A 25,781-nucleotide genomic window follows, 5' to 3' on the forward strand; every position below is an offset into this window, starting at 1 on the left:
CCTGCGTTCCGGGTAGGCGTGACCGATGAACGACGATCAGCACGCCGAACCGGACCCCGACGATCCGAGTAAGCCGGATTCGCCTGCGGACCTGACGAAACCGTCCTGGTGGTACGTCATCAGGAAGACGGCGCACGAGTTCACGCGCGATCAGTGCACCGACCTGGCCGCCGCACTGACGTACTACGCGGTCCTCTCGCTGTTCCCGGCGCTGCTGGCACTGGTCTCGCTGCTGGGGGTGTTCGGTCAGGGGCAACGCACCACCGATGCGGTACTGCAGATGGTCGACGACCTCGGGCCGTCCTCCGCCGTGGACACGTTGCGTGACCCCATCGCGCAACTGGTCGCGGCTCCGACCGCGGGCATGGCCCTCGTCCTCGGCCTGCTGGGTGCGGTGTGGTCGGCGTCCGGCTACATCGGGGCGTTCGGACGCGCCATGAACCGCATGTACGAGGTCGAGGAAGGGCGTCCGGTGTGGAAGCTCCGGCCCCTGATGCTGGCCGTCACCATCGTCGGTCTGGTTCTGGTGGCCGCTGCTGCGGCGATGCTCGCCCTGAGCGGTCCCGTCGCGTGCTCGGTGGGTGACGCGATCGGATTCGGCGACACCGCCCTGACCGTCTGGAACATCGCGCGCTGGCCGTTCGTCCTCGGCGTCGTCGTGGTAGCCGTGGCCATCCTGTACTATGTCACGCCCAACGTGAAGCAACCGAAGTTCCGCTGGATCAGCGCCGGCGCGTTCCTCGCCATCGTGACGTGGATTCTCGCGTCGGTCCTGTTCGGCCTGTACGTCGCCAACTTCGGCAGCTACAACAAGACGTACGGCTCCCTGGCCGGCGTGATCGTGTTCCTGCTCTGGCTCTGGATCACCAACCTGGCGTTGCTCTTCGGCGCAGAACTGGATGCCGAACTCGAACGCGGACGGGAACTGCAGGCCGGCATGCCGGCCGAGGTCGAACTGCAATTGCCGCCGCGCGATACGCGGGCCTCCGACAAGAACGCCGAGAAGTACGAGCAGTACGTGCAGGAGGGCAGGGCGCTACGCGAGAGTGAGTGCCCTCCGGGCCCGTGAGTACTTGTTAACCACGGGCGGTTAACAAGTACTCACTGGCGGAACGCCATCGCGTCGTCCACGATCTTGCCGTGCCGCAAGGTCACCAGGTCGCGGAAGTAGTTCATCCGCAGCCGCCACGGCGCTTCCGACCCCTGCTTCGGGAACGACTCCACCGACCGCAGCACGTAGCCGGCGGCGAAGTCGAGGAACGGCTCCTCCTCGACCGAGCTGTCGCGCTCCGGGGCGCACTGCGTGAACCCGTTCGCGTCCATGTGCGCGAGGAGACGGCAGACGTACTCGCACACCAGGTCTGCCTTCAGCGTCCACGACGCGTTGGTGTACCCGATGACGAACGCGAAGTTGGGCACCCCGCTGAGCATCATTCCCTTGTACGCCATGGTGTCGGTGAGGTCGATGTCGTGGCCGTCGACGGCGAGCGTCGTTCCGCCGAACGCGAGCAGGTTCAGGCCGGTCGCAGTGACGACGACGTCGGCGTGCAGCTCCTCCCCGGACTTCAGCGTGATCCCGGTCTCGGTGAAGGTGTCGATGTGATCGGTCACGATCGACACCTCGTCGTTCCGGATGGAACGGAACAGGTCCCCGTTGGGCACGAGGCACAGTCGCTGATCCCACGGGTTGTACCGGGGCGTGAAGTGGGTGTCGATGTCGTAGCCCTGCGGCAGCCACTTCTCCTGCATCTGCCGGATGCGCCCCTTCATGAATTCCGGATAGCGCTGGCACAGTTGATAGATCGCGGTCGCGACCGAGGCGTTCTTCAGCCGAGTCAGCGCGTAGGCGAGCTTGGCGGGCAGGTGGCGCCGCAACTTGTTGGCCAGCTTGTCCTTCGCCGGCATCGAGATGATGTAGGTGGGCGACCGCTGCAACATGGTCACGTGTGCGGCGTCGGCGGCCATCGACGGCGCCAGCGTCACCGCGGTGGCGCCGCTGCCGATGATGACGACACGCTTACCCGCGTAGTCGAGGTCCTCCGGCCACTTCTGCGGGTGCACAACCTGCCCGGCGAACCGGTCGATCCCGGGGAACTCGGGGGTGTAGCCCTCGTCGTAGCGGTAGTAACCGCTGCAGGACATCAGGAAGTTCGCGGTGAACCGGACCGTTTCACCGGTATCGGAGCGCTCGGCGTCGATCGTCCACTGGGCGTCGGGTGTCGACCACTCGGCGCGAACGACCCTGTGCTGGAACCGGATGTTCCGGTCGATGCCGTGCTCGGCCGCCGTGGCCTTGACGTACTCGAGGATCGACGGCCCGTCGGCGATGGACTTCTCACCCGTCCACGGCTTGAACCGGTACCCGAGGGTGTGCATGTCCGAGTCCGAGCGAATACCGGGGTAGCGGAACAGGTCCCAGGTGCCGCCGATCGATTCGCGGCTCTCCAGGATGGCGTAGGTCCGTCGGGGGAAGTTGTCCTGCAGGTGGTACGCCGCACCGATCCCGGACAGTCCGGCCCCGATGATCAGCACGTCGACGTGTTCGACGGGAGCCTTCGCGCCGGTGGTTTCGACGGCGCTATCGGTGTGTGACATGAACACTCTCTCGCTGGCGGGGACGGGTGGTTACTTCGGGTCTACGGCGACGTCGCCGAGAGCGACATTACGTGCGCTGGTGGACCGGCCGAGCTTCGCGGCTTCCTCGTCCATCAGCGGAAGGATCCGGGGGACCGGGGGTAGTAGCGTGCGATCCCCGATCCGCGACGTCACCACCGCCTTCAGCCAGGCGAAGATTCCGACCCACCGGGGCACGTAGACCCGGCGCTTCCGCTTGGTCAGGGCGACCACGAACGCGTCGACGCACGAGCCCACCGACGTCGTCTTGCCGAGCGGTCCCGGCAGAGTGGCGAGAAATTGGTTGAACGCGGTGAGGTCGGCTTTCGCGTCCTGGACGAGCGGTGTGTCGATCCACGACATGTGCGCGGAGCCCACGGTGACGCCGTGGTGTGCGACTTCGAGACGCAGGGCGTTGGCGAAATGTTCGATTCCGGCCTTGCTCGCGTTGTAGGCGGCCAGACCGGCCACGGGCGCGAACGCGGCGAGCGAAGAGACGACGAGGATGTAGCCCTTGCGTTCGATCACGGAGGGCAGTGCAGCGCGGACGGTGTGGAAGACGCCGAGAATGTTGATGTCGATGACCCGCTTGAACGTGGCCGGATCGACGTGCAGGACCGAGCCGAAACTGGCGATGCCGGCGTTCGCGAGTACGAGGTCGATGCCGCCGAACTTCGCGATGCCGGCGTCGACGGCCTTTTGCACGGCGGCCAGATCGCACACGTCGGCGGCCGCGGCGATCGCGACGTCGTCGCCGAGTTCGGCGGCGAGCGCCTTCAGCGGTTCGGCGTCCAGATCGATCAGAACCAGTTTGACGCCCTTGCGGGCGAGGGCGCGAGACGTCTCTGCACCGATGCCACGCGCGGCCCCGGTGACGAGCGCGACTTTGTTCCTGAGCGTGGGCATGGGATCTCCTGGCGTGTGATCTGGCACCGTTCGGTGTCAGTTTGTATCTGGAACTGTGCGGTGTCAATATGGGGGCGTGAGTTCGCCCAAGCTCGACGCAACGGGCCGCACCTACCGCGGTGCGGGTCCGCGCCAGCGTCAGGAAGAGCGGCGCGTGCGCCTCGTCGACGCGGCCGTCGAAGTGTTCGGGACCAGCGGATACCGGTCCGCGACGGTGGAGAAGATCTGCGCGACCGCCGGGCTCACCAAGCGCTACTTCTACGAGTCCTTCGACGACAGCGAGGCCCTGCTCCTGGCGGCGTACGCGAGCGTGACCGACCGCCTGCGGGACAGCGTCCTGCGCGGCGCGGGAGACGGCGGCGCCGATCTCGACGCGCGGGTTCGCGGTGCACTGACCGCGTTCTTCCGAACCGTCGCCGACGACCCGCGGATCCCGCGGATCGCATTCCAGGAGGTTCTCGGCGTCGGTCCGGAGGTCGACCACGCGTACCGACGCGTCACCCTGTCGTTCGTGGACTCCGTCCTCGTCGTCATCGGTCCGGCCGTCGACCGGGCCGCATTCCCCGACTTCCACCTGCGCACCCTCGCGACCGGCCTGGTGGGAGCCGTCCTGATGATTGCCCAGCAATGGGTGCTGTCGGAGAACCCGCAGCCGATCGAGTCCGTCATCGGCAGCGCGCACACCATCCTCTCGGCCGTCCTGGGCCAACTCGGTACCCCGCCCATGTGAGTGGCGCGGAGTCCGGGCGCACGCTTTGCCACTCACGTGCGCTGACCTGGACTGCGTGTGCCGGCAGCAATCCCGGCAAACCCCGGACGCCATCACATATATGTTGTTAAATACCTGACATGCCCGGTGCTGTGCACTGCCAATCGCCGTGGGTCCGCAACACCACGATCCGCGCGGTGCTCGCCGCGCTGCTCGGGATCGTCGGGCTCGCGGCGCCGCCGCCGATCGTCGCGCACGCCGCCGGTTACGAGGGCCTGCTCGACATCACGCCGGCGAACGCGGCGGCGGAATCGATCGGCGGACTCGACCCCCGGTTGCCCACCGACTCCGCCGTTCTCGGTGCCGCGCTCGCGGCCGCCCGCTCCGACGGCGTCGCTGCTACACGCTATTCCGCTCTTCTGCAACAGTATTGGCTCGCTCGAGGATCCGAGGCGTCCGGCATCGACCTGGCGGCGTGGGATCCGAACGCGGGGCTGATCGCCAACGCTGCGGTGGTCGACCGGGTCTACGAGAATTACGGCCGGTACCAACTTCAGCGCACCGAGCTCTACTGGTCCGGGATGGCCGGGCTGGCGGGGGGTTCGTTTGCCGCCGGCTTCTGGGACCTCGACCTCGGCCGCACCGTGCTCGGAGTCGACGCCGTCCACGCCCTGGGCAACGCCGTCGCGTCCACGGTCCGGGGGTTGCCCGGCGGAGCGATGACGCTCCTGCCCGCGGACCCGAGAACGCTCGCGACCCTCGGCCCGGCGATGACAGCCGAGGACATGGACTGGTACCAGAAGCGCCTGCTGATGATGCAGAAGCACATCTACTTCGACATGGTGCCGATGCACGAGGCGTACCTGAACGAGGGCCGGACCGCTGTCGAGGAGATGGCCGCCGCCGGACTGCTCGACGAGAACGCCGAGATTGCCTGGAACGGCATCTTCTCCGGCACACCCGAAGGGTATGTGGACGCGCTGTTCCGGATGGCGTCGCGGGAGCAGAATCAGATCATCGCCGATCAGTGGGACGTCACCGCGGCGGCCCGCGACGGCGTCGGCCGCGCGCTCACGTACGCAACGACCCTGGCGGCGCAACCGTCAGTTCCCGGTTCGCGCGCACCGGGACAGGTTGCGCCGATGTCGGTCGACGGCGACGTGAACGGCTCGACCTACCGGCTCCGCACGCCCATGCCCGGCTTCAACTGGGCCGATCGCGAACCGCGCTGGCAGTACATCGTCAGTGACATCGCGTCGTCCTACCAGCGGCTCGCCGAAGGACGTCCGGGAGAGTTGCGGGCTCTGCTCGCCATCCCGTTCCGCGACTTCGTCGAGAGCCAGCGGGTGCTGCGGCGGGTGCCCGACCTCGCCCGCGACATGAGCACCGGCTGGGAGTTGTCCCCGGCGCATCCGTAGCCGTTGCCGTTGCAGGACGAACGGGACGCTCGTTCGATCTGACGCAACGACCGTCCCGTTCGTCCGGGGCGCGAGGCCGGCTTTCCAATGGATGGATGTGACGTTGTGCACGCGTAGCCGTGATTGGCACGTTGTGTCACACCACGCCAGGCCCGATCGCAGGAGAGTCGATGAACGTATCCGCCGTCACGCACGACAGCCCGACGACCGCGACACCCACGGAGGTCACGAAGACGCCGAAGAAGGCGGCGCTCGCGTCCTTCCTCGGAAGTGCGCTCGAGTACTACGACTTCTTCATCTACGGATCCGCCGCCGCCCTCGTCTTCGGGCACACCTTCTTCCCGGCAGGCAACGACGCGATCGGCACGGTCGCCGCGCTCGCGACGTTCGGCGTCGGCTACGTGGCCAGGCCCGTCGGCGGCATCGTCCTCGGCCACTTCGGAGACAAGCTGGGACGCAAGAAGATTCTGCTGCTGACCCTGCTCATCATGGGCCTGTCCAGTCTCGCGATCGGATTCCTGCCCACGTACGAGCAGATCGGCATCGCGGCCCCGATCCTCCTCGTCCTGTGCCGGCTCGCGCAGGGATTCTCCGCGGGCGGTGAGGCCGCCGGCGCCAGCACCCTCACGCTCGAGCACTCACCCGAGGGGCGGCGGGCGTTCTTCACCAGTTTCACCATGACCGGATATGCCGCCGGGATGGTCCTCGCGACCCTCGTCTTCATCCCCGTGGCCGCGCTGCCGAAAGAACAACTCGACAGCTGGGGCTGGCGAATTCCGTTCTGGTGCAGCGCGGTCATGCTCGTGGTGGCCTACTTCGTGCGCACCAAGCTCGACGAGACCCCGGTGTTCGAGGAGTCGCGCGAGCACGCGGAAGTGCAGAAGCTGCCCGTCGTCACCGTCGTGACCACCCAGTGGCGGGACGTCCTGCGGATCGCTCTGTGTTCGCTGTTCGCGGTCGGGCAGACGGTGTTCACGGTCTTCGGGCTCGCCTACGCCACCGGACCCGACGTCGGCATCGACCGCACCACGATGCTGTGGGCGTCGTCCGTGTCGATCGCGGGGTCCATCGTCGCGATCCCGCTGCTCGCCAAGCTGTCGGACCGCGTCGGACGCCGACCGGTCTGGATCACCGGTGCCCTCGGGTGCGCCGTGACGATCTTCGGGTACTTCTGGGCCATCTCGGTCGGCTCCATTCCACTGATCTTCCTCGCCGCGCTGCTCACGATGACGCTGTTCTATTCGATGGTGAACGGCCTCTGGCCCAGCTTCTTCACCGAGATGTTCGCCGCGCCCGTGCGCTACTCCGGCTTCGCGGTCGGTACGCAGATCGGCTTCCTCATCGCCGGCTTCGCCCCGGCGATCGGCTGGGCGCTGCTGGGCACCGGGGTGAACGCGTGGGTCCCCGTCGCGGTGTTCACGGCGCTCTGCATGCTGGTCTCGTCCGTCGCCGCCTTCACTGCCCGCGAGACGTACCGGGTACCGCTGGCCGAACTCGGACGTACGTCGACCCCGCAGGAGTAGCCGGAGGACAATAGGACGATGTCACGGACACCGACTGGAGAATCGGTCACTGCCCGCGTCGTGAGGGTCTTGTCCTCCTTCGACGCGGACACACCGTCCCTGTCGGTGTCCGATATCGCACGTCGGTCCGACCTCCCCGTCGCGACGGCGCACCGCATCGTCGGGGAACTCGTGAAGTACCGCCTCCTCGAACGCAACGACACCCGCATCAGCATCGGCGTGCGGATGTGGGAACTCGGGTCCCGCGGTTCGCACACCCTGAGCCTGCGCGAGGCCGCGATGCCGTTCATGGAGGACGTGAACGCCGCGATCAAGCAGCACACCCAGCTGGGCATCCTCGACGGCAACGAGGTGCTGTTCGTCGAACGGCTCTCCACGCGTGGGTCCGTCGTCAACGTCACCAAGATCGCCGGACGTCTTCCGGTGCATGCCTGCTCGTCCGGCCTGGTCCTGATGGCGAACGCCTCCCGCGACGTGCAGGACCAGTTGCTGGCGCAGCCGCTCGAGCGCTACACCGATGCCACCGTCACCGACCCGGAGCAGATGCGACGTCTGCTCGCCGAGGTCCGGCACCAGCACTTCGCGGTGGCCGCCGGTCTCATCACCCCGGGAGCGACGGGAGTCGCTGTGCCCGTGCGGGACACCGACGGCGGCAGGGTGATCGCCGCCCTGTCCGTCGTCATACCGCACGATCAGGCCAACCCTCAGTCGGTGGTCGCGGCGCTGACGACGGCGTCCCGCGGCATCACCCGGGCGATGACGCGCGGATCGCGGCCCTGACAGAATCCTTTTCCATCCATTGGAGTCGCGCTGTGACTCCGGTCGCAGGTCGGTCAGAGTGATTGTCACGAACACACTGTCACCGATCGCACAGCGTGAGCCGAAAGGTACTGCACACCAGTACATGTCCGATCGTGTGCCGACTCTCCAGGGAAGGTTCAAACATGAGCTCGAAAACTGTCAAATGCGACCTGTTGGTCATCGGATCCGGGGCCGCAGGCATGGCCGCCGCACTCAAGGCGGCGAGCGAGGGGCACAGCGTCATCGTCGCCGAGAAGTCGCAGTGGCTCGGCGGGACCACCGCGATCTCGGGCGGCTGGGCGTGGGTGCCGGGCAACAAGCAGGGCGTCGCGCAGGGTGACACCCGCCTGGAGATCGAAACCTACATCCGCGCACTCGCCAAGGACTGCTACAAGGCCGAGATGGTCGACACGTTCCTCGACGAGGTCCCCGAGGCGATCGACTGGCTCGAGCGCGACACCGACGTCGAATTCGTCTATCCGGAAATGGCTCCGGACTACCAGATGGATGCGCCGGGCGCGAAGCCGTCGGGACGCGCGATCTCGGGCAAGGTCGTCGACGCGCGCACGCTCGGCGAGAACCGGCTGCGGTTGCGTCCCTACCTCGACACCTACACCGTATTCGGGTACATGCCGGAGGTCGGACCCGACATCGCACAGTTCCTGCACGCCAATCAGTCGTTGAAATCGTTTGTGTACGTGTCGAAGAAGCTCCTCAAGACGTGGTTCGAGACGGTGCTCTGCCGTCGATCGTTCGACCGGACCAACGGCAATTCGCTCATGGTGCGGATGGTGTCGTCCGCCGCGAAGCTCGGCATCCGGATGTGGACCGAGACGCCGGTGACGAAGATTCTGCAGTCGGAGAACGGGGTCGTCACCGGGGCGGTACTCGGGGGCGTGCACGCGGGAACGGTCGAGGCGCGGCTCGGCGTCGTCATCGCCGCCGGCGGATACTCCTCGGATCCGGCGCTGCGGGCGGAGTACTGGGATCATGATCCGCACGGCGACAATCACTTCACTCCCACGGTCGGGCACGACGGCGACAACGTGCGCCTGGCCGCGCCGCTCGGCGGGCACGTCGACACCGACGTCCACGAGCCGGCCGCCTGGGCCCCGGTGACGGTGTTCACCGGTCTGCGCGGGCAGAGACGGATCTTCCCGCACCTGCGGGCGTTCGGGCTCCCCGGACTGATCGCGGTGAACCGCAAGGGCGAACGTTTCGCCAACGAGTCGAGCTCGTACCACGACTTCGGCATGGCGATGATTCAGGAGAACGCAGGCCAGGACGAGACGTTCGGCTACATCATCGCCGACTCGAAGGCCATGAACAAGTACGGAATCGGGTACGCCAAGCCGTGGCCGATCCCGCAGGGCTATTTCAAGAAGACCGGCTTCCTCCACAAGGCCGGCACGGTCGAGGACCTCGCCCGCGAGATCGGTGTCGACGCCGCCGGGCTGACGAAGACCCTCTCCGAGTTCAACGCTGGGGCCGCGAAGGGGGAGGACCCGAAGTTCAATCGCGGATCCAACTGGTTCCACCACTTCAAGGGCGACATGGAACACCAGCCCAACCCGAACCTCGAGCCGCTCGACAAGGGACCGTACTACGCCGCGAAGATCGAGATGGGAGACCTCGGAGCCTATTCCGGCCTGGCCGTCGACCGGCACAGCCAGGTACTCGACGACGACAACCAGCCGATCCCCGGTCTGTTCGCGGCCGGTTCCGCGGCCGTCAGCATCTTCGGCGGCGGCTACCCGGGTTACGGCGCCAACATCGGTCCCGCCCTCGTCTTCGGATACACCATCGGCCGGGACGCCGAGATCCTCGCGTCGCTGCGCAGCGAATCCGTCGAGCCGACCGTTCTGGAAGAGGTCTGACATGCCGTTCTTCCTCGTCCGCTACGCATACACCGGTGACACGGCCGGCCGGGACGAGCACCGCCCCGAACACAAGAGTTACCTGCAGGCGGCCGCCGACCGCGGACTGATCCTCGGGTCCGGTCCGTTCGCGGCAGGCGAAGACCCCGGTGCGGCGATGATCTACGAGGCCGCGGGCAAGCAGGACGTCGTCGACGTCGTCGAGGGCGACCCGTTCCGGACGCATGGGTACGTCGCGTCGTACGACATCACCGAGTGGATTCCGATGATCGGCCCGTGGGCCGTCGCAGCAGTGGGAGGTAGGTCATGACGGGTCGTGTGGCAGGGAAGGTCGCCGTCGTCACGGGGGCGAACGGTGATCTGGGCGGCGCGACCGCGCGGATGCTCGCATGCGAGGGGGCGGTCGTCGCGGCCCTCGACCTCACAGTGCCGGCTGCCCCATGGGAGTCGGGGTCGATCACGTCGTTCGCCGTCGACGTCACCGACGAGGCCAGCGTCGCCGAGGCAGTCGCAGCGGTGGTGGAGACCGTCGGCGTCCCCGACGTCCTGGTCAACTGTGCCGGCATCATCGGCAGGCCCGCGCCGTCGCACGAGGCGTCGGTCGCCGAGTTCGACCAGGTCTTCGACGTCAACGTCAAGGGCGTCTGGCTCACGACCAAGCACGTCGTGCCGCACATGATCGGCCGGACGAAGGGCAGCATCGTGAACTTCTCGTCGATCCACGGGCTGACCGGAGGCTCCAACGTACCGCTGTATCACGCGTCGAAAGGTGCTGTGCGACTTCTCAGCAAGGCCGACGCCGTCACGTACGGTCCGCACGGCATTCGTGTCAACTCGATCCACCCCGGGTCGATGCGGACGGCGATGAGCCAGCGGTCGGCCGAGGGCAGCGCCATCGGACCGGAGGAGTACTACCGTCAACTCGTCTCCGGCAACCCCCTCCCGCGGCAGGGGGAGCCCGACGAGATCGCGTACGGGGTGCTCTACCTCGCCTCGGACGAATCCGGCTTCACCACCGGCACCGAACTCGTCGTCGACGGTGGGTACACGGCGCACTGACTCGTTGGCCGCGCCCAATGTCGCATTGGTTCAGTCTAACTGCACCGGTGTGACATTGGACGCGGCCGTCAGGTGAAGTGCCGCACCAGACGGCGATGCCGGTGCGCGAAGAACGCGCCGAGGACGCGGGCGAGCACCGGCGTCAACGGCACCAGCGGAAGCCGCGGCTCGAACGTGATCCGGTCGTGGACGCCGGTGCTCCCGTCATCGAAGGGCCGCAGCGTCCGCTCGTGCTCCCACCGGCGCATGCTGAGCATCGTCGACTTCTCGTGAAACCGCCGGTACGGTTCGAGTTCGGCGATGGTCAGATCGTCGTAGTCGAACGGGACGAGCCCGAACAACCGCAGCCACGCCCGCCCGAGCGGTTCACCGACCGGGACCGTGTCGATCGTGATCGACTCCCGACCCCGCGGGATGCTCATCGTCATCCACGGACGCATTTCGTCGTTGATCCCCTCCGGGTCGACGACCCTGGCCCACACCTGTCCGATCGGTGCGCCGACGACCGAGCTGCGTTCGATGATCACCGTTCCATCTTCGTTCGACCACATGAGGGTGTGCAACGGCGCGGTCTCTGTGGACCGACGTCATGTCACTCGTTCTCGACGGCCGAGACGGGTACGGGCGCGTGCAGGATCAGTCGCTGGCCGACACCGTCATGATCGGGTCCTTCTCGTAAGACGCGTGATCAGGAGTACTTCTCGCGGAAATGGTCTTCGAGCTCCTCGAGGGAACGTCCGCGGGTTTCAGGCACCTGGGTGGTGAAGATCAGTGCGAGAAGGCCGAGGCCGGCGAAGATGAAGAAGGTCATCGCGATGCCGATCGCTGCGACGACTGGAGGGAAGAACAGCGCCACCAGGGCGTTGGCGATCCAGAGGACGAAGATGCAGACGCCGATGGCGAAGCTGCGGATCTTGAGCGGGAAGATTTCCGCGAGCATCAACCACGCGAGGGGTCCGATTGTGCCTTGCATGGAGAACACGAACAGGACGACGAATACGAGGATGCAATACGCCTTGACGGGGCCATCCGGTAGCAGCACTGCGGAGAGACCGATGAGCAGGTGGAAGATGGTGATGAGAGCGAAACCGACGAACAGCATGGTGCGTCGGTTGACTTTGTTCATTACCTTCAGCGCGATGGTGATGCCGAGTACGCTGACGAGACCGTTGAGGGTGTTCGCGACGATGGCGGCGCTCGAGGAGAATCCAGCATCGGCGAGCAGCTGGGTTCCGTAGTACATCACCGAGTTGATGCCGGTGAACTGCTGGAATACCCCGAGTCCGATCCCGATCAGCATCAAGCGTCGTATCCACTTCACGGACAGGTCGATTGGGCCGCCGACCTGGGTGAGTTCTTCTTCCTCGGCGAGGGCTTCGACCTCCGCCATTTCGGCATGCGCGGCTTCGGGGGTGCGGACCTGCTTCAGGACCATGAGTGCGTCGTCGTGACGACCCTGCGAGATCAGCCACCGCGGGCTTTCGGGCATTCGAAGCATGCCGAGGAGTAGCACTATCGCCGGGGCCACAGCGACCAGCAGCATGTACCGCCAGACCGAATCGTGCTCCCCCCAGAGGTTGAAGATGACGGCATTGATGACAAATGCGAGGAATTGACCGGACACGATCATGAACTCGTTGCGCGAGACGATGCTGCCGCGTCGCTCCGCGGGGGACATCTCGGCCAAATACACCGGGACGGTTGCTGATGCACCACCGACGGCGAGGCCGAGGACGAAGCGGAAGGCTGCCAGTACCTCCCATGTCGGCGCGAGGACGCAGCCGAGAGTTCCCGTCATGAAAACGACCGAGAGCAGCAAAATGTTGTGGCGACGGCCGTATCGGTCGGAGAGTCGGCCGCCGATCAGTGCTCCGAATGCCGCGCCGAAGATGAGAATGCTGACCACGAAGCCCTCGGTGAGCGCGGTGAGCCCGAGGTCTTCCTCGAGTGGTTCGAGGGCACCGTTGATGACACCGGTGTCGTATCCGAAGAGCAGGCCGCCGAACGTTGCGATGAATGCGATGAGGCCGAGACGCTTGGAGGGGCGGTTGCTGCGAGTGGGACTGGATGTGGCGTGGGTTTCGCGGCCAGAGTCGGTCAACATGAAACTTCTCCTCGTTGCACTCCATGACAGGAGATGCGAATTCTGCTGAAGCAGAGACTCTTGTATCGAACCGGGGGATCATTTGCCGAGTCTTTGCCGGGGTGCCGGCTGGCGCCGGAGGTCAGTTGTTCTGGGGGAATCCGAGGTTGAGGCCGCCGTGGCTGGGGTCGAGCCAGCGGGTGGTGACGACCTTGCCGCGGGTGAAGAAGTGCACACCTTCGGTGCCGTGCGCGTGGCTGTCGCCGAACAGGGAGTTCTTCCAGCCCCCGAAGCTGTAGTAGGCCATGGGGACGGGGATGGGGACGTTGATGCCGACCATGCCGACCTCGACCTCGTTCTGGAACCGGCGCGCGGCGCCGCCGTCGTTGGTGAAGATGGCGGTGCCGTTGCCGAACTGGCTGGCGTTCACCAGTTCCAGGGCCTCGTCGTAGGACTCGACCCGGATCACGGACAGGACGGGTCCGAAGATTTCGTCGGTGTACACACTCATGTCCGTGGTGACGTGGTCGATCAGGGTCGGTCCGAGCCAGAACCCGTCCGCACCGCCATTCGCCTGCACGGTGCGCCCGTCGACGACGATGGTGGCGCCGTCCTGTTCGCCGGCGTCGATGTAGGAGGCGACCTTGTCGCGGTGCACCTTCGTCACCAGCGGTCCCATGTCGGAGTCCTGGGTGCCGTCGCCGATCTCGAGGGTGTCGGTGCGCTCTTTGATCTTGGCGACCAGTTCGTCGGCGATGTCGCCGACCGCGACCAGGGCGGAGATGGCCATGCAGCGTTCGCCGGCGGAGCCGAAGCCGGCGTTGACCATGGCGTCGGCGGCGAGGTCGAGGTCGGCGTCCGGGAGGACGATGGCGTGGTTCTTCGCCCCGCCGAGTGCCTGGACGCGTTTGCCGTGGGCGGTGCCGGTGGCGTACACGTACTGGGCGATGGGGGTGGAGCCGACGAAGGAGATGGCCTTGATGGCGGGGTTGGTGAGGAGTTCGTCGACGGCGGTCTTGTCGCCCTGCAGGACGTTGAACACCCCGGCCGGGAGTCCGGCTTCGGCCCAGAGTTCGGCCATCCAGATCGCGGCGGTCGGGTCCTTCTCGGACGGCTTCAACACGACGGTGTTGCCGGCGGCGATGGCGATGGGGAAGAACCACATCGGGACCATGGCGGGGAAGTTGAACGGGGAGATGATCCCGACCGGGCCGACGGGTTGGCGGATGGAGGAGACGTCGATGTTGGTGGAGGCGTTTTCGGTCATGCCGCCCTTGAGCAGGTGGGGCATGCCGCAGGCGAATTCGACGACTTCCTGGCCGCGGGAGACCTCACCGAGTGCGTCGGAGACGACCTTGCCGTGCTCGGCGGTGATGATCTCCGCCAACTCGCCCTTGCGGGCGTTGAGCAGTTCCCGGAACTTGAACACGATGGAGGAACGCTTGGCGAGGGAGGTGTCGCGCCAGGCGGGGAACGCGGCCGCGGCGGCGTCGATGACGGCGCGGGCGTCCTCGACGCTGGCCAGGGCGACCTGACCGGTCACGGCACCGGTCGCCGGGTTGGTGACCGGGGCCGTGTTGCCGCTCGTACCGGTGAAACTCTTGTTGTCGAACCAATGAGAGATGACGTCAGACATCGGTGAACCTTTCATGCGTGGAGCTTGTGACTAGGTCATGTGGGAGGGCTCGGACTCGTACGAGGTGGTGTGCGGGCGGTAGCACAGAGCCAGGAGTGCGCGATGGATGTCTTCTCCGACCTCAGCGGGCGGCCGCACCCGCAGCGCGCGTGCGAGTCGGTTGTAGTAGGTGCGCGAGGTCATGCCGAATTCGACGAGGAGGTCGTCGTCGTTCGGGCCGCCGAACGGGGCCCACCGCAGGGCGAAGTCGATGAGGGCGTCACCAAGTTTCTCTGTCATGGGTCTTCCGATCGACTGGGGGACAACGGGGTTGGGCTGCCGTCTAGGAGGCGCGGATCGCCGGTTCGGCTTCGCGCGCGGTTGTGCCGCTGGACGGGTTCTGGACACCAGTTGTCCTGTGCGCCAGGAAGGGGTTGCCGAACTGGATGTGTTGGCCGGTCACGGCGGAGCGGGCGCGGATTTGCTGTTCGGACGTGGTCAGCTGGCCGCGGCCGCGACCGAGGAACGATGATGTCCAGGACAACAGAGTGACGATGCGGCTGCGGAAGCCGACGATGTAGACCAGGTGGACGGCGAGCCAGAGCAGCCACGCGACGAATCCACTGAACTCGAACCGTCCAACCTGCGCGACGGCACTGAAACGGCAGACCGTGGCCATACTGCCCTTGTCCCGGTAGCGAAAGGGTGCTCGCTCCGACGGAGGAGAAGTCTCACCGACTTCCCGGGCGATGTGATCGGCGGCGTACCGTCCACCCTGGATGGCGGTCTGGGCCACACCGGGAAGTTGGTCGCGGCTCATCATGTCGCCGATGACGAAGACGTTCGGCTGTCCCGGCAGGGTCAGATCGGCACCGACACCGATGCGGCCGGCGCGGTCGAGTGGTGCTCCGGTCTGCTCGGCAAGCTGTTTCGCCAGGGGGCTGGCCGCCACTCCGGCAGACCACACCTTGCACGCCGCCTCGATTCGCCGCGTATTTCCGTCGGCATCCTTGATGGTCAAACCATGGGCGTCGACGTCGGTGACGATCGATCCGAGTTCGACCTCGACGCCCTTGCTCTGCAGGGTGCGGGCCGCCGCACTGCCGAGCTTGGCCCCGAAGGGCGGCAGCACTTGCGGTGCGGCATCGAGCAGCACGATTCGTGCCGCCTTGGGGGAGATCGATCGGAATGTTCCGTCGAGGGTGCGGTGCGCGAGCTCGGCGATCTGACCGGCCAACTCCACCCCGGTGGGTCCGGCGCCGACGACAACGAAGGTGAGCTGACGGATGCGTTCGATCGGGTCGTCGGTCAGCTCGGCCTTCTCGAAGGCATGCAGGATGCGGCCTCGAACTTCGAGGGCGTCGTCGACGGTTTTGAGGCCGGGTGCGTGCTCAGCGAAGTGGTCGTTGCCGAAGTACGACTGCTGCGCGCCGGCGGACACGATCAAGCTGTCGTAGCGGGTGACGGTCGTCGTATCGTCGCACTGTGAGGTGACCGTGCGGGCGGCGAGGTCGATGTCGATCACCGATCCGAGCAGCACCCTTGCATTGTCCTGGTCCTTCAGCACCGTCCGAGTCGACGGCGCGATCTCTCCCTCGGACAGGATTCCCGTCGCCACCTGGTAGAGCAGCGGCTGAAAAAGGTGGGTGGTGGAGCGGTCGATGACCGTCACATCGACATCGGCGCGTTTCAGACCTTGCGTGGCGAACAGCCCTCCGAATCCCGAGCCGATCACCACGACCTGGTGGCGTTCGGGATTCTGGTGCGCTGGCGTGGTCATGTGAAAGCCTTTCCGCGGTGCCCTGTTCGGGCACCGAAGTGTGCGTGCGGATTTCCAGAGTTGAGGTCGGTGCGAGCCGTGAGCGTGAAGCCGGGGAGTGCGGAACAACGGTCATTGAGTGGCACCGGTCGCGGCAAGCCGTGTCGATCACGAGCCGGTTGCCGGGAGCGTATTTCGTTTGCCCCTGTTAGTCTTGCTGTGACACGCGCCTCAATCAACAGGCATTGTCCATCATTTTCACCTCAAGGGAGAAGTTGTGGCGCACAGTCGTTACAAGGTTCGAGAGATCGCCCAGCAGGCGGGCCTCAGCGAGGCGACGGTCGACCGCGTGCTTCACAACCGACCCGGGGTTCGGGAAGGCACCCGCGCAGAAGTCGCGCAGGCGATCATCGACCTCGACAAACAGCAATCCCAGCTGCGGTTGGCGGGGCGAAAGTACCTCTTCGATGTCGTGATGCAGGCCCCGGCGCGATTTTCCGGAGCGTTCCGCGAGGCGGTGGAAGCCGAGCTACCCTCACTCGCACCTGCCGTGGTTCGTACCCGATTCCACTTTCGAGAGACCGGCTCGGTACCTGCCATGGTTGAGGTACTCGACAAACTCGTCAAACAGCCATCTCAGGGCGTCATCGTCAAGGCCCCCGACACCACCGAGGTCTCCGACGCCATCGACCGCCTCACCGAGGCGGGGATCCCCGTCGTCACCTACGCCACCGACGTGCCGAGCAGCAGTCGGGTCGGCTACGTCGGTATCGAGAACCGGGCCGCCGGTGAGACCGCCGCGTATCTGCTCGAGCAATGGCTGTACGACACCTCGGCCAGTGTGCTGGTCACGCTGAGCAGCAACGCGTTTCGTGGAGAAGAGGAGCGCGAGATGGGTTTTCGCGGCGCGCTGCGCCGCTCGGGGAGCGTCGGGGGTATCGGATCTCAGCGCACATTGATCGACATCTCCGAAAGTGAGGGCCTCGACACCACCGTCGAGCACCTCGTCCTCGAGGCCCTCGAACGCAACCCCGAGATCGAGGCGGTCTATTCGATCGGCGGCGGCAACACGGCGACCGTGCGTGCCTTCGAGAAGCTCGGCCGGAGCTACCGCGTGTTCATCGGCCACGACCTCGACCAGGACAACAAGCAACTGCTTCGCGACAAGAAGATCTCGGCGGTCCTCGATCACGATCTTCGGTCGGACGCGAACCTGGCCTGCCGCATGCTGATTCAGGGGCGCGGCGGGCTATCGAACGTGACCACGGCGATGTCACCGATCCGGATCATCACTCCCTACAACATGCCCTGAGGGTGTGGTTCTGGAGTATCGGCGCACGACTGCACCGCCCCGGAATTCCGGGGCGGTGCAGTCGTGTGGTTGGGATCCGTGAGTTCAGCGCCGCAGTTCGTGGGTGAGTGCTTCGAGTTCGTCGCCGCCTGCCATTTGCTGGGTGAGTTCTTCGAGGCTGATCTCGTCGAAGGTGCAGTCCAGTTTCTGGCGTCCGCGGTTGAGGAGGACGAAGTGGTCGCCGACCATGTAGGCGTGGTGCGGGTTGTGGGTGATGAACACGACCCCGAAGCCCTGTTCCTTGGCGGCGGAGATGTAGCGCAGCACCATCCCGGACTGCTTGACACCCAGGGCGGCGGTGGGCTCGTCGAGGATCAGGACGCGGGCGCCGAAGAAGATCGCCCGGGCGATCGCCACGCACTGGCGTTGCCCACCGGACAGCGAGCCGATGGGGGCGTCGACGTCGGGCAGTTCGATGCCCATCTTCGACAACTCCGACATCGTGGTGGCGCGCATCCCGTTCGCGTCGAGGGACTTCAGCGGTCCCTTCCGCAGTTCCTGACCGAGGAAGAAGTTGCGCCACACCGGCATCAGCGACACCACCGCCAGGTCCTGGTAGACGGTGGCGATGCCCTTGGACAGGGCCTCCTTCGGGGAGCCGAAGGTGAGGGCCTCGCCGTCGACGAGCAACTCGCCCTCACTCTGCTGGTGCAGCCCGGCGATGATCTTGATCAGGGTGGACTTGCCGGCCCCGTTGTCGCCGAGGACACCGGTGACCTCCCCGGCCCGCACCCGCAGGTTGATGTCCTGCAGGGCGATGATGTTGCCGTACTGCTTGCCGACGTGTTTGAGCTCGATCAGCGGGATCTTGCCGCCGTCCCCGGGTTCGGTATCGACGGGCATCTGTTCGATGGTACTCATGCGGTCACCTCTTGGCGGCGTAGTTGCGGAAGGCATTGTTGGCGATGACCGCGAACAGCAGCATCGCGCCGAGGAAGAACTTGAACCAGTCCGGGTTCCAGCCGGCGTAGACGATGCCCTGGTTCGTCATGCCGAAGATGAACGCGCCGATCGCGGCGCCGATCGCGGTGCCGTAGCCGCCGGTGAGCAGGCAGCCGCCGATGACCGCGGCGATGATGTAGAGGAACTCGTTGCCGATGCCCTGCCCGGACTGGACGGTGTTGAACGAGAACAGCAGGTGCATGCCGACGAACCAGGCAGCGAACCCGACGGTCATGAACAACCCGATCTTGACCTTGGTGACCGGCACACCGATGGCGCGGGCGGAGTCCTGGTTGCCGCCGACGGCGAAGATCCAGTTCCCGATCCGGGTCTTGAACAGCACCCAGGTGGCGATCGCGGTGAACAGCAGCCACCAGAGCACGGTGATCCGCACCGACACCCCGCCGACCTCGAAGGAGGACGCGAACACCTTCTTCGCCGAGTCGAACCCGGCCATGTCGGACACGCTGGGGGTGGCGACCTGCCCGGTGATCAGTTTGGTGACCGCCAGGTTGATGCCGGTGAGCATCAGGAACGAGCTCAGCGTGATCAGGAAGCTGGGGATCTTCGTCTTCATCACCAGGTACCCGTTGAAGAACCCGACCGCCAGCGACACCACCAGGGCGAGGGCGGCGCCGGCCCACAGGTTCAGGTGCAGGTTGTAGGCGATCATCGACGCCGCGAGGGAACTGGTGGTGACCGCGACACCGGCGGAGAGGTCGAATTCGCCGCCGATCATCAACAGCGCCACCGCGCACGCCATGATCCCGATCGTGGAGGAGGCGTAGAGCACCGTGGCCAACGCTTCGGGGCTGCGGAACGGGGGTGCGACGACCATGAAGAAGACGAAGATGGCGATCGCCCCGAACAGGGACCCGATCTCCGGGCGGACCAGCAGACGCTGCAGGCGTTTCTGCTCCTTCACCCTCTCGTCGTGGACGACCTTGTGACTGGCAAGGTCCAGATCTTGCTGTGTGGACATGACTTTCCTTCCGTTACGCCGACGGTGCCCGGCACACGCAACGGTGTGCCGGGCACCGTGCTCAGCGGGTTCCGGCCTTGGCGTACTCGGCGATCGAGTCGATGTTGGACTGGTCGATGAAGGCGGGGCCGGTCAGCGTCGGCGCGCCACCTCCGATGGTGTTGCGGTTGTTCAGGTACAGCCACAGCGAGTCCACGGCGAGGTACCCCTGCAGGAACGGCTGCTGATCCACAGCCCACTGCACGTCCCCGGCCTCGATCGCATCCACGAGGGCTGCATTGGTGTCGAAGGTGACGATCTTCGCGGAGCTGGCGGCGTTGGTGACGGATTGAACTGCCGTCAGAGCGATCGGCGCGCCCAGCGCGACGACGTGATCGATCGCGGGATCCTGCTGCAGTTTTGCGGTGATCGTCGCCTCGACCGACGGCAGGTCCTTGCTGTTGACGTTGAGGATCTCGGTCTGTCCCTTGAACCCCTCGATCACGCCGGCGCAGCGTGCTTCGAGCGCGACCTGGCCCTGCTCCTGGATGACACACAAAGCCTTCTTGGCACCGTCAGCGGTCAGACGCTGCCCCGCCGCGATGCCGGCGAGCTTCTCGTCCTGACCGAAGTACTGGGCCACACCCTGGGCCTGGTACTGGTCGAAACCGGAGTTGAAGGCGACGACCGGGGTACCTGCATCGACGGCCGCCCGAACCACAGGTGTCATCGCGTCCGGCTTGGCAAGGGTGAGGGCGATACCGTCGACCTGGCTGTCGAGGGCGCTCTGCACGAGGTTGGCCTGGTTCGGTGCTTCAGGGTCCGAGGAGTAGCGCAGTTCGATGTTGTCTTTCGCGGCCGCGGTTTCGGCGCCCTTGCGGATCAGGTCCCAGAAGGTGTCGCCAGGAACCTCGTGTGTGATCATCGCAATGGTCGCGCGGGGGGTGTCCGCGGTGCCCGAGGCCATGCCATTGCCGGATGCCTCGGGATTGCCGCCCGTGCTCGAGCATCCCGCGAGGAGCACTGCCGTGGTGATGCCCAACGCCAGGGTGGTCACCCGGCGAGTGCGCTTGCCTGTGAACGGGACGGACCGGCCGTCGTGTGTATCCATGTGCTTGGCCTTTCGGAAGCCGCAACCATGCAGGCATGGAGGAGCAGCGAGGGGGAAACGGTGAGGGGTGTGGGTGGAACCCCCGCCGGGCCGGACGGTGGAAGTCGGTTCTCGCGGCCCGGCGGGGTGAATGTGGCGTTACCGCACGGGTAGGCCGGCGGCGCGGTACGTGGAGTCGATGAGCTCCATCGTGGTGACCGCGTCGGCGACGTCGATCGGGAACGCGGTCCCGTCGGCGAGGTGCTGAGCGAATACGTCGAGCTGGTAGGTGTACGTCGAGCGGGTTCCGAGGCGTTCGACCGTGGTCCCGGCGTCGGTGGTGATGGTGATCCGGTCGTCGCCGGACTGCAGCGCGTAATCGTGCGCGAAGGCCTCGCCCCGATCGCCGACCAGGCGCAGGGTCATCTCGAATCGTTCCGAGTTCATCGAGTTGATGCTCGAACCCGTTGCGCCGTTGGGGAATACGAGGTCGATATCCATGGATTCGTCGACTCCTGTGGTGCGTTCGACGGCGCGGGCCGCAACGACAGTGGGTTCGCCGCCGGCGAACCGGCCCAACTGCCGGTGCACGTGCAGGCCGTAGCAGCCGAGGTCCATCACCGCGCCGCCCGCGAGGTCGAAGCTCCACCGCGGATCGTCCGGCTTGGGTTCGGGCATCCGCATGATCACCTCGACACGCTGCAGCGTTCCGAGGGTGCCGTCCCCGAGAAGGGCGAACATCCGCCCGGTGATCGGGTGGAACAGGTAGTGGAACCCTTCCATGATCGGCACATTCCGCTCGCGTGCGGCGTTCCGCACCAGCTCCGCTTCGGCGGCGTTGCGAGCGAACGGCTTTTCGGTCAGGACCGCCTTGCCCGCCTCGATCGCCTTCAGATTCCACTCGGCGTGGAAGGCGTTGGCGAGCGGGTTGTACACCACGTCGACCTCGGGGTCCGCGATCAGATCCGCGTACGAGTCGAGGACCCGTTCGACCCCGTGCGTCTGCGCGAAGGCCTCTGCGCGGCCGCGGTCGCGGGCGGCGACCGCAACCAGCCGATGCCCCAGGATCTGGGCGGGCTTCACGATCGCCGGCTCCGCGATCCGGGAGGCGCCGAGGACGCCGATGCGCAGCTCGGTCACAGCTGCAGACTCCGCAGAAACGCGGCGCTGGTCTTGACGTCCGCGACCGGTCCCTCGCCCTCGGGCTCGCCGGCGAGGATGGTGTCCTGCTCGAGCGTGAACCAGCCGTCGAAACCGGACGCGACGAGGTGACGGACCACGCCTGCGACATCGACGTCACCGGTGCCGAGCGGGGTGTACATGCCCTGGGCGACGGCCTGCGTGTAGCTCAGCTCACCGGCCTGTACGCGGGCGGCGAACTCGGCGTCGACGTCCTTCAGGTGCGTGTGGGTGATCCGGTCCGCGGCGGCGCGCGCCAACTCGAGGGGATCGGTGCCGCCGATGAGCAGATGCCCGGTGTCCAGGCACAGCGGAATCGAGGAGCCGTCGAGGACCCGCTGGACCTCGCTGTTCTTCTCGATCATGGTGCCCACGTGCGGGTGCAGCACGGCGCGGATGCCCTGTTCGGCGGCGACGTCGTGCAGCCGGTCCAGATTCGACAACAGGGTTTTCCAGCCGGCGTCGTCGAGGTCGGGACGCGAGTCGTAGCCGTCGGTGCCGGTGATCGCGGCCAGTACCAGCACCTCGGCGCCGGCGGCCGTGAACGCGGCCAGGGTGCCGGTGATGTCCGGAACCGGGTCGTGACCGGAGTCGTGCAGCAGCACCGGGGTGAAGCCGCCGACCGCCTTCAGGTCGTAGGAGGCCAGCGTCGCCGCCAGTTCCTGCGGGTCGGCGGGGAGGAATCCGTCGGGACCGATCTCGGCGGCCTCGAGACCCGCGTCGCGCATCTCCGACAGCACTCGCTCGGGGCCGAGTTGGTGACCCCAGCCCGGGACCTCGCACACACCCCACGAAATAGGCGCTCCTGCAATACGAATCATCGTCGAACCTCACTCATCTGTACGGGTCGGTGCTGGGAAAGGGAAAGAGCGGCCGCCTCGGCGATCCAGGCCACCTCGAGGGCGTCGGCGGCGGTGCACGGCGAGGGTGCGGTGCCGGCGATCACCTCGAGGAACGCGCCGAGTTCGGCGCGGTAGGCGGCGGTGAAACGGTCCATGAAGAACCGGTGCGGCGGACCGTCGGGGAACGCGATGCCGGGTTCGAGGTTGCGAACCGGCGCGCTGGCGTCCCAGCCGGCGACGACGCTGTCCTGGGAGCCGTGGACCTCGAGCCTGCAGTCGTAGCCGCGGGCGTTGTAGCGGGTGTTGGAGACGACGCCGAGGGCGCCGCCCTCGAAAGTCAGTGTGGTGGTTGCGGTGTCGACGTCGCCGCAGTCGGCGAAGATCGAATCGCCCTGGTTGGTGCCGGCGGCATACACCTCGGCGACTTCCTGGCCCACGACCCAGCGGACGATGTCGAAGTCGTGGACGCTGCAGTCGCGGAAGATCCCGCCCGAGGCGGCCACGTACTCCGCCGGTGGCGGTGCCGGGTCGAGGGTGGTCGAGCGGACCGTGTGCAGCCAGCCGAGCTCCCCGCCGACGACGGCGTTGCGTGCCGCTACGAATGCGGGATCGAACCGCCGGTTGTACCCGATCTGTACCGGCACCGTCGTCGTCTTCAGGCGCTCGACGACCTGGTAGCTCTCGTCGGCGGTGAACGCGACGGGCTTCTCGCAGAACACGGGGATCCCGGCCTCGACGGCCGCCAGGATCAGGGGCGCATGCGCCGGGGTGGCCGCGGCGATCACGACCCCGTCGACGCCTGCGGCGAAGACGGCGGCGGCGTCATCGACCGCTTTGGCGCCGAACTTGGCGGCCACGGCGGCGGTGGCGTCGGGGCGCTCGTCGGTGACGACGAGGCCGTCCACCCCGGGCAGCTGCGCGAGGGTGTCAGTGTGGAATGCGCCGATCCGGCCGAGGCCGATCACGCCGATTGTCGATCCCATCAGTCTTGTCCTCCAATGACGGTCTGGTCCCAGTCGATCACCGAGCCGGTGACGACGCCGCTGCGATCCGAGAGCAGGAACACCACCATGTCGGCGATCTCGTCGACCTGGCCGAGCTTGCCCATCGGTACCTTCGCGGCTGCTTCGGCGGCCCAGTTGTCATCGGCGCCGTGGAAGCGTTGCTGAATCGCGGTCTCGCCTTCGGTCTCGGTCCACCCGATGTTGAGGCCGTTGATCCGGATCCGGTCGAAGCGGTGTGCGTAGGCCGCGTTGCGGGTCAGTCCCGCGAGCCCCGCCTTCGCCGCCACGTACGGGGCCAGGTAGGACTGCCCGCCGTGCTGCGCGATGGAGAGGATGTTGACGATCGTCCCGGGCTCCTTGCGTTCGACCATGTCCGCCACTGCGGCCTGCATGGTGAAGAACGGGGCCCGCAGATTGACCGCCATGTGCTGGTCGAACAACTCGGGTGTGGTGTCGAGGAGAGTGCCGCGGGTGGTCAGGCCGGCCGCGTTGCACAGTGCGTCGATGCGGCCGAATTCCTCGATGGTCCGGGTCACCGTCTCGCGGGCTTCGACCGGGTCGGTGATGTCGGCCTGAAGGAACCGCACCTGCGCACCGGATGCGTCGAGCTCGGCGGCCAACGCTTTGCCGGCTTCGGCGCGGCGCCCGGTGAAGACCACGCGGGCGCCTTCGCGGGCTGCGGCCCGCACGACGCCGGCGCCGACACCTTGCGTCCCTCCGCTGATCAGAACGACTTTCCCGTTCAACAGGGTGGCCACTGGATTCCTTTCGATCTGTCCCGGCCGGCGTTGGTGCCGGTGGGTCGGTGCTGCACACGGCCAGTCCGCGTCGGGGCCGGGTTCTCCAGCAAGCGACGCGAATGCGTCAGCGGATGTTGTCCGTGTGCTCTTGCTAGTCTTGCTGTGACGTACGCCTCAATCAATACGGTATTCCCATCATTTTCACCTCGAGGTGGTTTCGTTTTGCGCGAAAAGGTGGTTCGTGTTCGCGCGGCGATCCTGCCACGGTCTGCCAGGATCACTCGATCCTGCTGGGCGGCACAGGGTTTGCGGTGAATCGTCCTTCCGCGCCCGTGACCCGCGCCGAAGAACGACGCGGGTCACGGGTGGTGAAGATCCGGTGCGATCAGGTGTCGTCCCGATTCGCGGCCCGGTCGGCGACCGCGAAGCACTGCAGGACCCCGTCCCGCGCCCGTATGAGGGCATCGGCGACGGGCAGCTGCCGGGATTCCTGCGACATGTGCTCGACACCCCACGGCCCGTCGAAGCCGATGCGGCGAACCGCGTTGATGAACTTCGGAACGTCGAATTCGCCCTCACCGCAGGGAACTCGGTTGTCGAAGGTGTCCTCCAGATCCGTTCCCCGCACAACAGTCCAGCCGTCGTCGAGTTCGACTCCGAAGACGAAACGCGACGGAATGATCTCCGGGAGGACGTCGTAATCCGTCCCACCCCGGAATGCATGCCAGATGTCGAGGATGAGCCCGCCGTTGGGATTGTCGACGTCCTTGACGAACTGAGCAGCCTGTTCGGTGGTCTTGACGTGGTGCGAGAACGGTGTGTTCTCGAACGCGATCTTCACCCCTGCCGCGGCACCGTCGGAAGCCAGGGCGTCGAACTGCTCGCACAGCACGTCCCGGGAGACCGGGACGCCATCGTCGTCGGCGCCGACCTTGATGTTGTCGACCCCGAGAACGGGGGCGGCCTCGAACAGGTCCCGGCGGACCTCGTCCGAGAGTTTGCGGGCCTCGCCGGTGGTCCACCAGTTCGTGATCCACTCCAACTGCACGTGAGTGATGCCGTTGTCGGCAAACATTTTCGCGACTTCGCCGAGGCCGATCGTCTCGCGCGCGGCGACGAGGTCGGGCCGGGTCAAACCGAAGCCGGTGTAGCCGGTTCCTGCGACGGCTTCGATCCGCTCCCGGATCGGGACCGGACTACGGTCCGACCCTCGCGCCGGCATCACGTCTCCGGCTGAAGTCCAACATGCGGCCAGAAGTTCCGGCCCCGGTGAGCTGTTCATGCCTCGTACCCTTCAGTGGTCGTCTCG

General features: G+C 66.3%; 24 protein-coding genes. 9 read left to right on the forward strand and 15 right to left on the reverse strand.

Translation table 11 applies throughout. The annotated features are described in order from the left end of the window. Window positions 1-25: 25 nt before the first annotated feature. A complete protein-coding gene (locus tag WKC72_RS08310) occupies window positions 26-1,069 on the forward strand; it encodes a YihY/virulence factor BrkB family protein (protein ID WP_370182277.1) in 1,044 nt (347 codons plus the stop codon). 32 nt (window positions 1,070-1,101) lie between these two features. On the opposite strand, the gene WKC72_RS08315 is transcribed toward WKC72_RS08310, so the two are convergent. After that, on the reverse strand, window positions 1,102-2,595 hold the full coding sequence (locus tag WKC72_RS08315) for a flavin-containing monooxygenase (protein ID WP_370182278.1): 1,494 nt from the start codon (window positions 2,593-2,595) through the stop codon (window positions 1,102-1,104). A 30-nt stretch (window positions 2,596-2,625) separates the two neighbouring features. Continuing rightward, entirely contained in the window at window positions 2,626-3,519 is an 894-nt protein-coding gene (locus WKC72_RS08320) for an SDR family oxidoreductase (RefSeq protein ID WP_128641059.1), read from the reverse strand. A gap of 76 nt (window positions 3,520-3,595) precedes the next feature. Between WKC72_RS08320 and WKC72_RS08325 the strand changes: the two genes are divergently transcribed. The 7 genes from WKC72_RS08325 to WKC72_RS08355 all read left to right on the forward strand — a co-directional run bounded on the left by WKC72_RS08325 (window position 3,596) and on the right by WKC72_RS08355 (window position 10,906). After that, window positions 3,596-4,249, forward strand: a complete 654-nt coding sequence (locus WKC72_RS08325; RefSeq protein ID WP_370182279.1) for a TetR/AcrR family transcriptional regulator — start codon at window positions 3,596-3,598, stop codon at window positions 4,247-4,249. 119 nt (window positions 4,250-4,368) lie between these two features. Continuing rightward, on the forward strand, window positions 4,369-5,646 hold the full coding sequence (locus tag WKC72_RS08330) for a hypothetical protein (RefSeq protein WP_370182280.1): 1,278 nt from the start codon (window positions 4,369-4,371) through the stop codon (window positions 5,644-5,646). A gap of 170 nt (window positions 5,647-5,816) precedes the next feature. Further along, entirely contained in the window at window positions 5,817-7,169 is a 1,353-nt protein-coding gene (locus WKC72_RS08335) for an MFS transporter (RefSeq protein ID WP_037239808.1), read from the forward strand. 18 nt (window positions 7,170-7,187) lie between these two features. Continuing rightward, entirely contained in the window at window positions 7,188-7,949 is a 762-nt protein-coding gene (locus tag WKC72_RS08340; RefSeq protein WP_268789254.1) for an IclR family transcriptional regulator, read from the forward strand. Between the two features lie 164 nt (window positions 7,950-8,113). Beyond that, window positions 8,114-9,847 carry an FAD-dependent oxidoreductase gene (locus tag WKC72_RS08345; protein ID WP_370182283.1) on the forward strand — a complete coding sequence of 578 codons (1,734 nt, stop codon included), beginning with the start codon at window positions 8,114-8,116 and terminating at the stop codon, window positions 9,845-9,847. A 1-nt stretch (window position 9,848) separates the two neighbouring features. Further along, window positions 9,849-10,157 carry a YciI family protein gene (locus tag WKC72_RS08350; protein ID WP_037239817.1) on the forward strand — a complete coding sequence of 103 codons (309 nt, stop codon included), beginning with the start codon at window positions 9,849-9,851 and terminating at the stop codon, window positions 10,155-10,157. Next, window positions 10,154-10,906: an SDR family NAD(P)-dependent oxidoreductase gene (locus tag WKC72_RS08355; protein WP_370182284.1), complete on the forward strand. Its 753-nt coding sequence runs from the start codon at window positions 10,154-10,156 to the stop codon at window positions 10,904-10,906. The genes WKC72_RS08350 and WKC72_RS08355 overlap by 4 nt, the downstream gene beginning before the upstream one ends. Window positions 10,907-10,974: 68 nt before the next feature. Here the strand turns inward: WKC72_RS08355 and WKC72_RS08360 are convergent, their stop codons facing one another. From WKC72_RS08360 to WKC72_RS08380, 5 genes are all read right to left on the reverse strand, one after another. Beyond that, the gene (locus WKC72_RS08360) at window positions 10,975-11,433 is read right to left on the reverse strand and encodes a hypothetical protein (RefSeq protein ID WP_268792264.1); all 459 of its coding nucleotides are present in this window, start codon (window positions 11,431-11,433) and stop codon (window positions 10,975-10,977) included. Window positions 11,434-11,594: 161 nt separating this feature from the next. Beyond that, the gene (locus WKC72_RS08365; RefSeq protein WP_128970078.1) at window positions 11,595-13,010 is read right to left on the reverse strand and encodes a sugar porter family MFS transporter; all 1,416 of its coding nucleotides are present in this window, start codon (window positions 13,008-13,010) and stop codon (window positions 11,595-11,597) included. Window positions 13,011-13,131: 121 nt separating this feature from the next. After that, window positions 13,132-14,625, reverse strand: coding sequence for a CoA-acylating methylmalonate-semialdehyde dehydrogenase (locus WKC72_RS08370; RefSeq protein ID WP_370182285.1), 1,494 nt, complete (start codon window positions 14,623-14,625; stop codon window positions 13,132-13,134). 30 nt (window positions 14,626-14,655) lie between these two features. After that, window positions 14,656-14,904: a hypothetical protein gene (locus tag WKC72_RS08375; RefSeq protein WP_128970080.1), complete on the reverse strand. Its 249-nt coding sequence runs from the start codon at window positions 14,902-14,904 to the stop codon at window positions 14,656-14,658. A gap of 43 nt (window positions 14,905-14,947) precedes the next feature. Continuing rightward, on the reverse strand, window positions 14,948-16,384 hold the full coding sequence (locus WKC72_RS08380; protein WP_370182286.1) for an NAD(P)/FAD-dependent oxidoreductase: 1,437 nt from the start codon (window positions 16,382-16,384) through the stop codon (window positions 14,948-14,950). 256 nt (window positions 16,385-16,640) lie between these two features. Between WKC72_RS08380 and WKC72_RS08385 the strand changes: the two genes are divergently transcribed. After that, window positions 16,641-17,675, forward strand: coding sequence for a LacI family DNA-binding transcriptional regulator (locus tag WKC72_RS08385; protein WP_370182287.1), 1,035 nt, complete (start codon window positions 16,641-16,643; stop codon window positions 17,673-17,675). A gap of 84 nt (window positions 17,676-17,759) precedes the next feature. On the opposite strand, the gene WKC72_RS08390 is transcribed toward WKC72_RS08385, so the two are convergent. From WKC72_RS08390 to WKC72_RS08425, 8 genes are all read right to left on the reverse strand, one after another. Continuing rightward, on the reverse strand, window positions 17,760-18,575 hold the full coding sequence (locus WKC72_RS08390; RefSeq protein ID WP_115948502.1) for an ATP-binding cassette domain-containing protein: 816 nt from the start codon (window positions 18,573-18,575) through the stop codon (window positions 17,760-17,762). Window positions 18,576-18,579: 4 nt separating this feature from the next. Beyond that, window positions 18,580-19,638, reverse strand: a complete 1,059-nt coding sequence (locus tag WKC72_RS08395) for an ABC transporter permease (protein ID WP_370182288.1) — start codon at window positions 19,636-19,638, stop codon at window positions 18,580-18,582. Between the two features lie 61 nt (window positions 19,639-19,699). Continuing rightward, window positions 19,700-20,728 carry a substrate-binding domain-containing protein gene (locus tag WKC72_RS08400; RefSeq protein WP_128641069.1) on the reverse strand — a complete coding sequence of 343 codons (1,029 nt, stop codon included), beginning with the start codon at window positions 20,726-20,728 and terminating at the stop codon, window positions 19,700-19,702. 138 nt (window positions 20,729-20,866) lie between these two features. Continuing rightward, on the reverse strand, window positions 20,867-21,847 hold the full coding sequence (locus WKC72_RS08405; protein ID WP_370182289.1) for a Gfo/Idh/MocA family protein: 981 nt from the start codon (window positions 21,845-21,847) through the stop codon (window positions 20,867-20,869). Further along, window positions 21,844-22,707 (reverse strand): sugar phosphate isomerase/epimerase, encoded by an 864-nt coding sequence (locus WKC72_RS08410; RefSeq protein WP_037237070.1) that lies wholly within the window; start codon window positions 22,705-22,707, stop codon window positions 21,844-21,846. The genes WKC72_RS08405 and WKC72_RS08410 overlap by 4 nt, the downstream gene beginning before the upstream one ends. Next, a complete protein-coding gene (locus WKC72_RS08415) occupies window positions 22,704-23,711 on the reverse strand; it encodes a Gfo/Idh/MocA family oxidoreductase (protein ID WP_370182290.1) in 1,008 nt (335 codons plus the stop codon). The genes WKC72_RS08410 and WKC72_RS08415 overlap by 4 nt, the downstream gene beginning before the upstream one ends. Beyond that, window positions 23,711-24,490: an SDR family oxidoreductase gene (locus WKC72_RS08420; RefSeq protein WP_037237073.1), complete on the reverse strand. Its 780-nt coding sequence runs from the start codon at window positions 24,488-24,490 to the stop codon at window positions 23,711-23,713. The genes WKC72_RS08415 and WKC72_RS08420 overlap by 1 nt, the downstream gene beginning before the upstream one ends. Window positions 24,491-24,857: 367 nt before the next feature. Beyond that, entirely contained in the window at window positions 24,858-25,754 is an 897-nt protein-coding gene (locus WKC72_RS08425) for a sugar phosphate isomerase/epimerase family protein (RefSeq protein WP_370182291.1), read from the reverse strand. Between the last annotated feature and the right edge of the window lie 27 nt (window positions 25,755-25,781).

Origin of the sequence: Rhodococcus wratislaviensis, from assembly GCF_041228765.1 — a bacterium.
Taxonomy (GTDB): Bacteria; Actinomycetota; Actinomycetes; order Mycobacteriales; family Mycobacteriaceae; genus Rhodococcus_F; species Rhodococcus_F wratislaviensis.

Coding starts and splice junctions, on each gene's coding strand:
- WKC72_RS08390 (WP_115948502.1), bottom strand. CDS start 18,575: ATGAGTACCATCGAACAGATGCCCGTCGATACCGAACCCGGGGACGGC.
- WKC72_RS08345 (WP_370182283.1), top strand. CDS start 8,114: ATGAGCTCGAAAACTGTCAAATGCGACCTGTTGGTCATCGGATCCGGG.
- WKC72_RS08375 (WP_128970080.1), bottom strand. CDS start 14,904: ATGACAGAGAAACTTGGTGACGCCCTCATCGACTTCGCCCTGCGGTGG.
- WKC72_RS08320 (WP_128641059.1), bottom strand. CDS start 3,519: ATGCCCACGCTCAGGAACAAAGTCGCGCTCGTCACCGGGGCCGCGCGT.
- WKC72_RS08415 (WP_370182290.1), bottom strand. CDS start 23,711: ATGGGATCGACAATCGGCGTGATCGGCCTCGGCCGGATCGGCGCATTC.
- WKC72_RS08395 (WP_370182288.1), bottom strand. CDS start 19,638: ATGTCCACACAGCAAGATCTGGACCTTGCCAGTCACAAGGTCGTCCAC.
- WKC72_RS08340 (WP_268789254.1), top strand. CDS start 7,188: ATGTCACGGACACCGACTGGAGAATCGGTCACTGCCCGCGTCGTGAGG.
- WKC72_RS08380 (WP_370182286.1), bottom strand. CDS start 16,384: ATGACCACGCCAGCGCACCAGAATCCCGAACGCCACCAGGTCGTGGTG.
- WKC72_RS08330 (WP_370182280.1), top strand. CDS start 4,369: ATGCCCGGTGCTGTGCACTGCCAATCGCCGTGGGTCCGCAACACCACG.
- WKC72_RS08410 (WP_037237070.1), bottom strand. CDS start 22,707: ATGATTCGTATTGCAGGAGCGCCTATTTCGTGGGGTGTGTGCGAGGTC.
- WKC72_RS08365 (WP_128970078.1), bottom strand. CDS start 13,010: ATGTTGACCGACTCTGGCCGCGAAACCCACGCCACATCCAGTCCCACT.
- WKC72_RS08310 (WP_370182277.1), top strand. CDS start 26: ATGAACGACGATCAGCACGCCGAACCGGACCCCGACGATCCGAGTAAG.
- WKC72_RS08335 (WP_037239808.1), top strand. CDS start 5,817: ATGAACGTATCCGCCGTCACGCACGACAGCCCGACGACCGCGACACCC.
- WKC72_RS08315 (WP_370182278.1), bottom strand. CDS start 2,595: ATGTCACACACCGATAGCGCCGTCGAAACCACCGGCGCGAAGGCTCCC.
- WKC72_RS08355 (WP_370182284.1), top strand. CDS start 10,154: ATGACGGGTCGTGTGGCAGGGAAGGTCGCCGTCGTCACGGGGGCGAAC.
- WKC72_RS08350 (WP_037239817.1), top strand. CDS start 9,849: ATGCCGTTCTTCCTCGTCCGCTACGCATACACCGGTGACACGGCCGGC.
- WKC72_RS08400 (WP_128641069.1), bottom strand. CDS start 20,728: ATGGATACACACGACGGCCGGTCCGTCCCGTTCACAGGCAAGCGCACT.
- WKC72_RS08370 (WP_370182285.1), bottom strand. CDS start 14,625: ATGTCTGACGTCATCTCTCATTGGTTCGACAACAAGAGTTTCACCGGT.
- WKC72_RS08425 (WP_370182291.1), bottom strand. CDS start 25,754: ATGAACAGCTCACCGGGGCCGGAACTTCTGGCCGCATGTTGGACTTCA.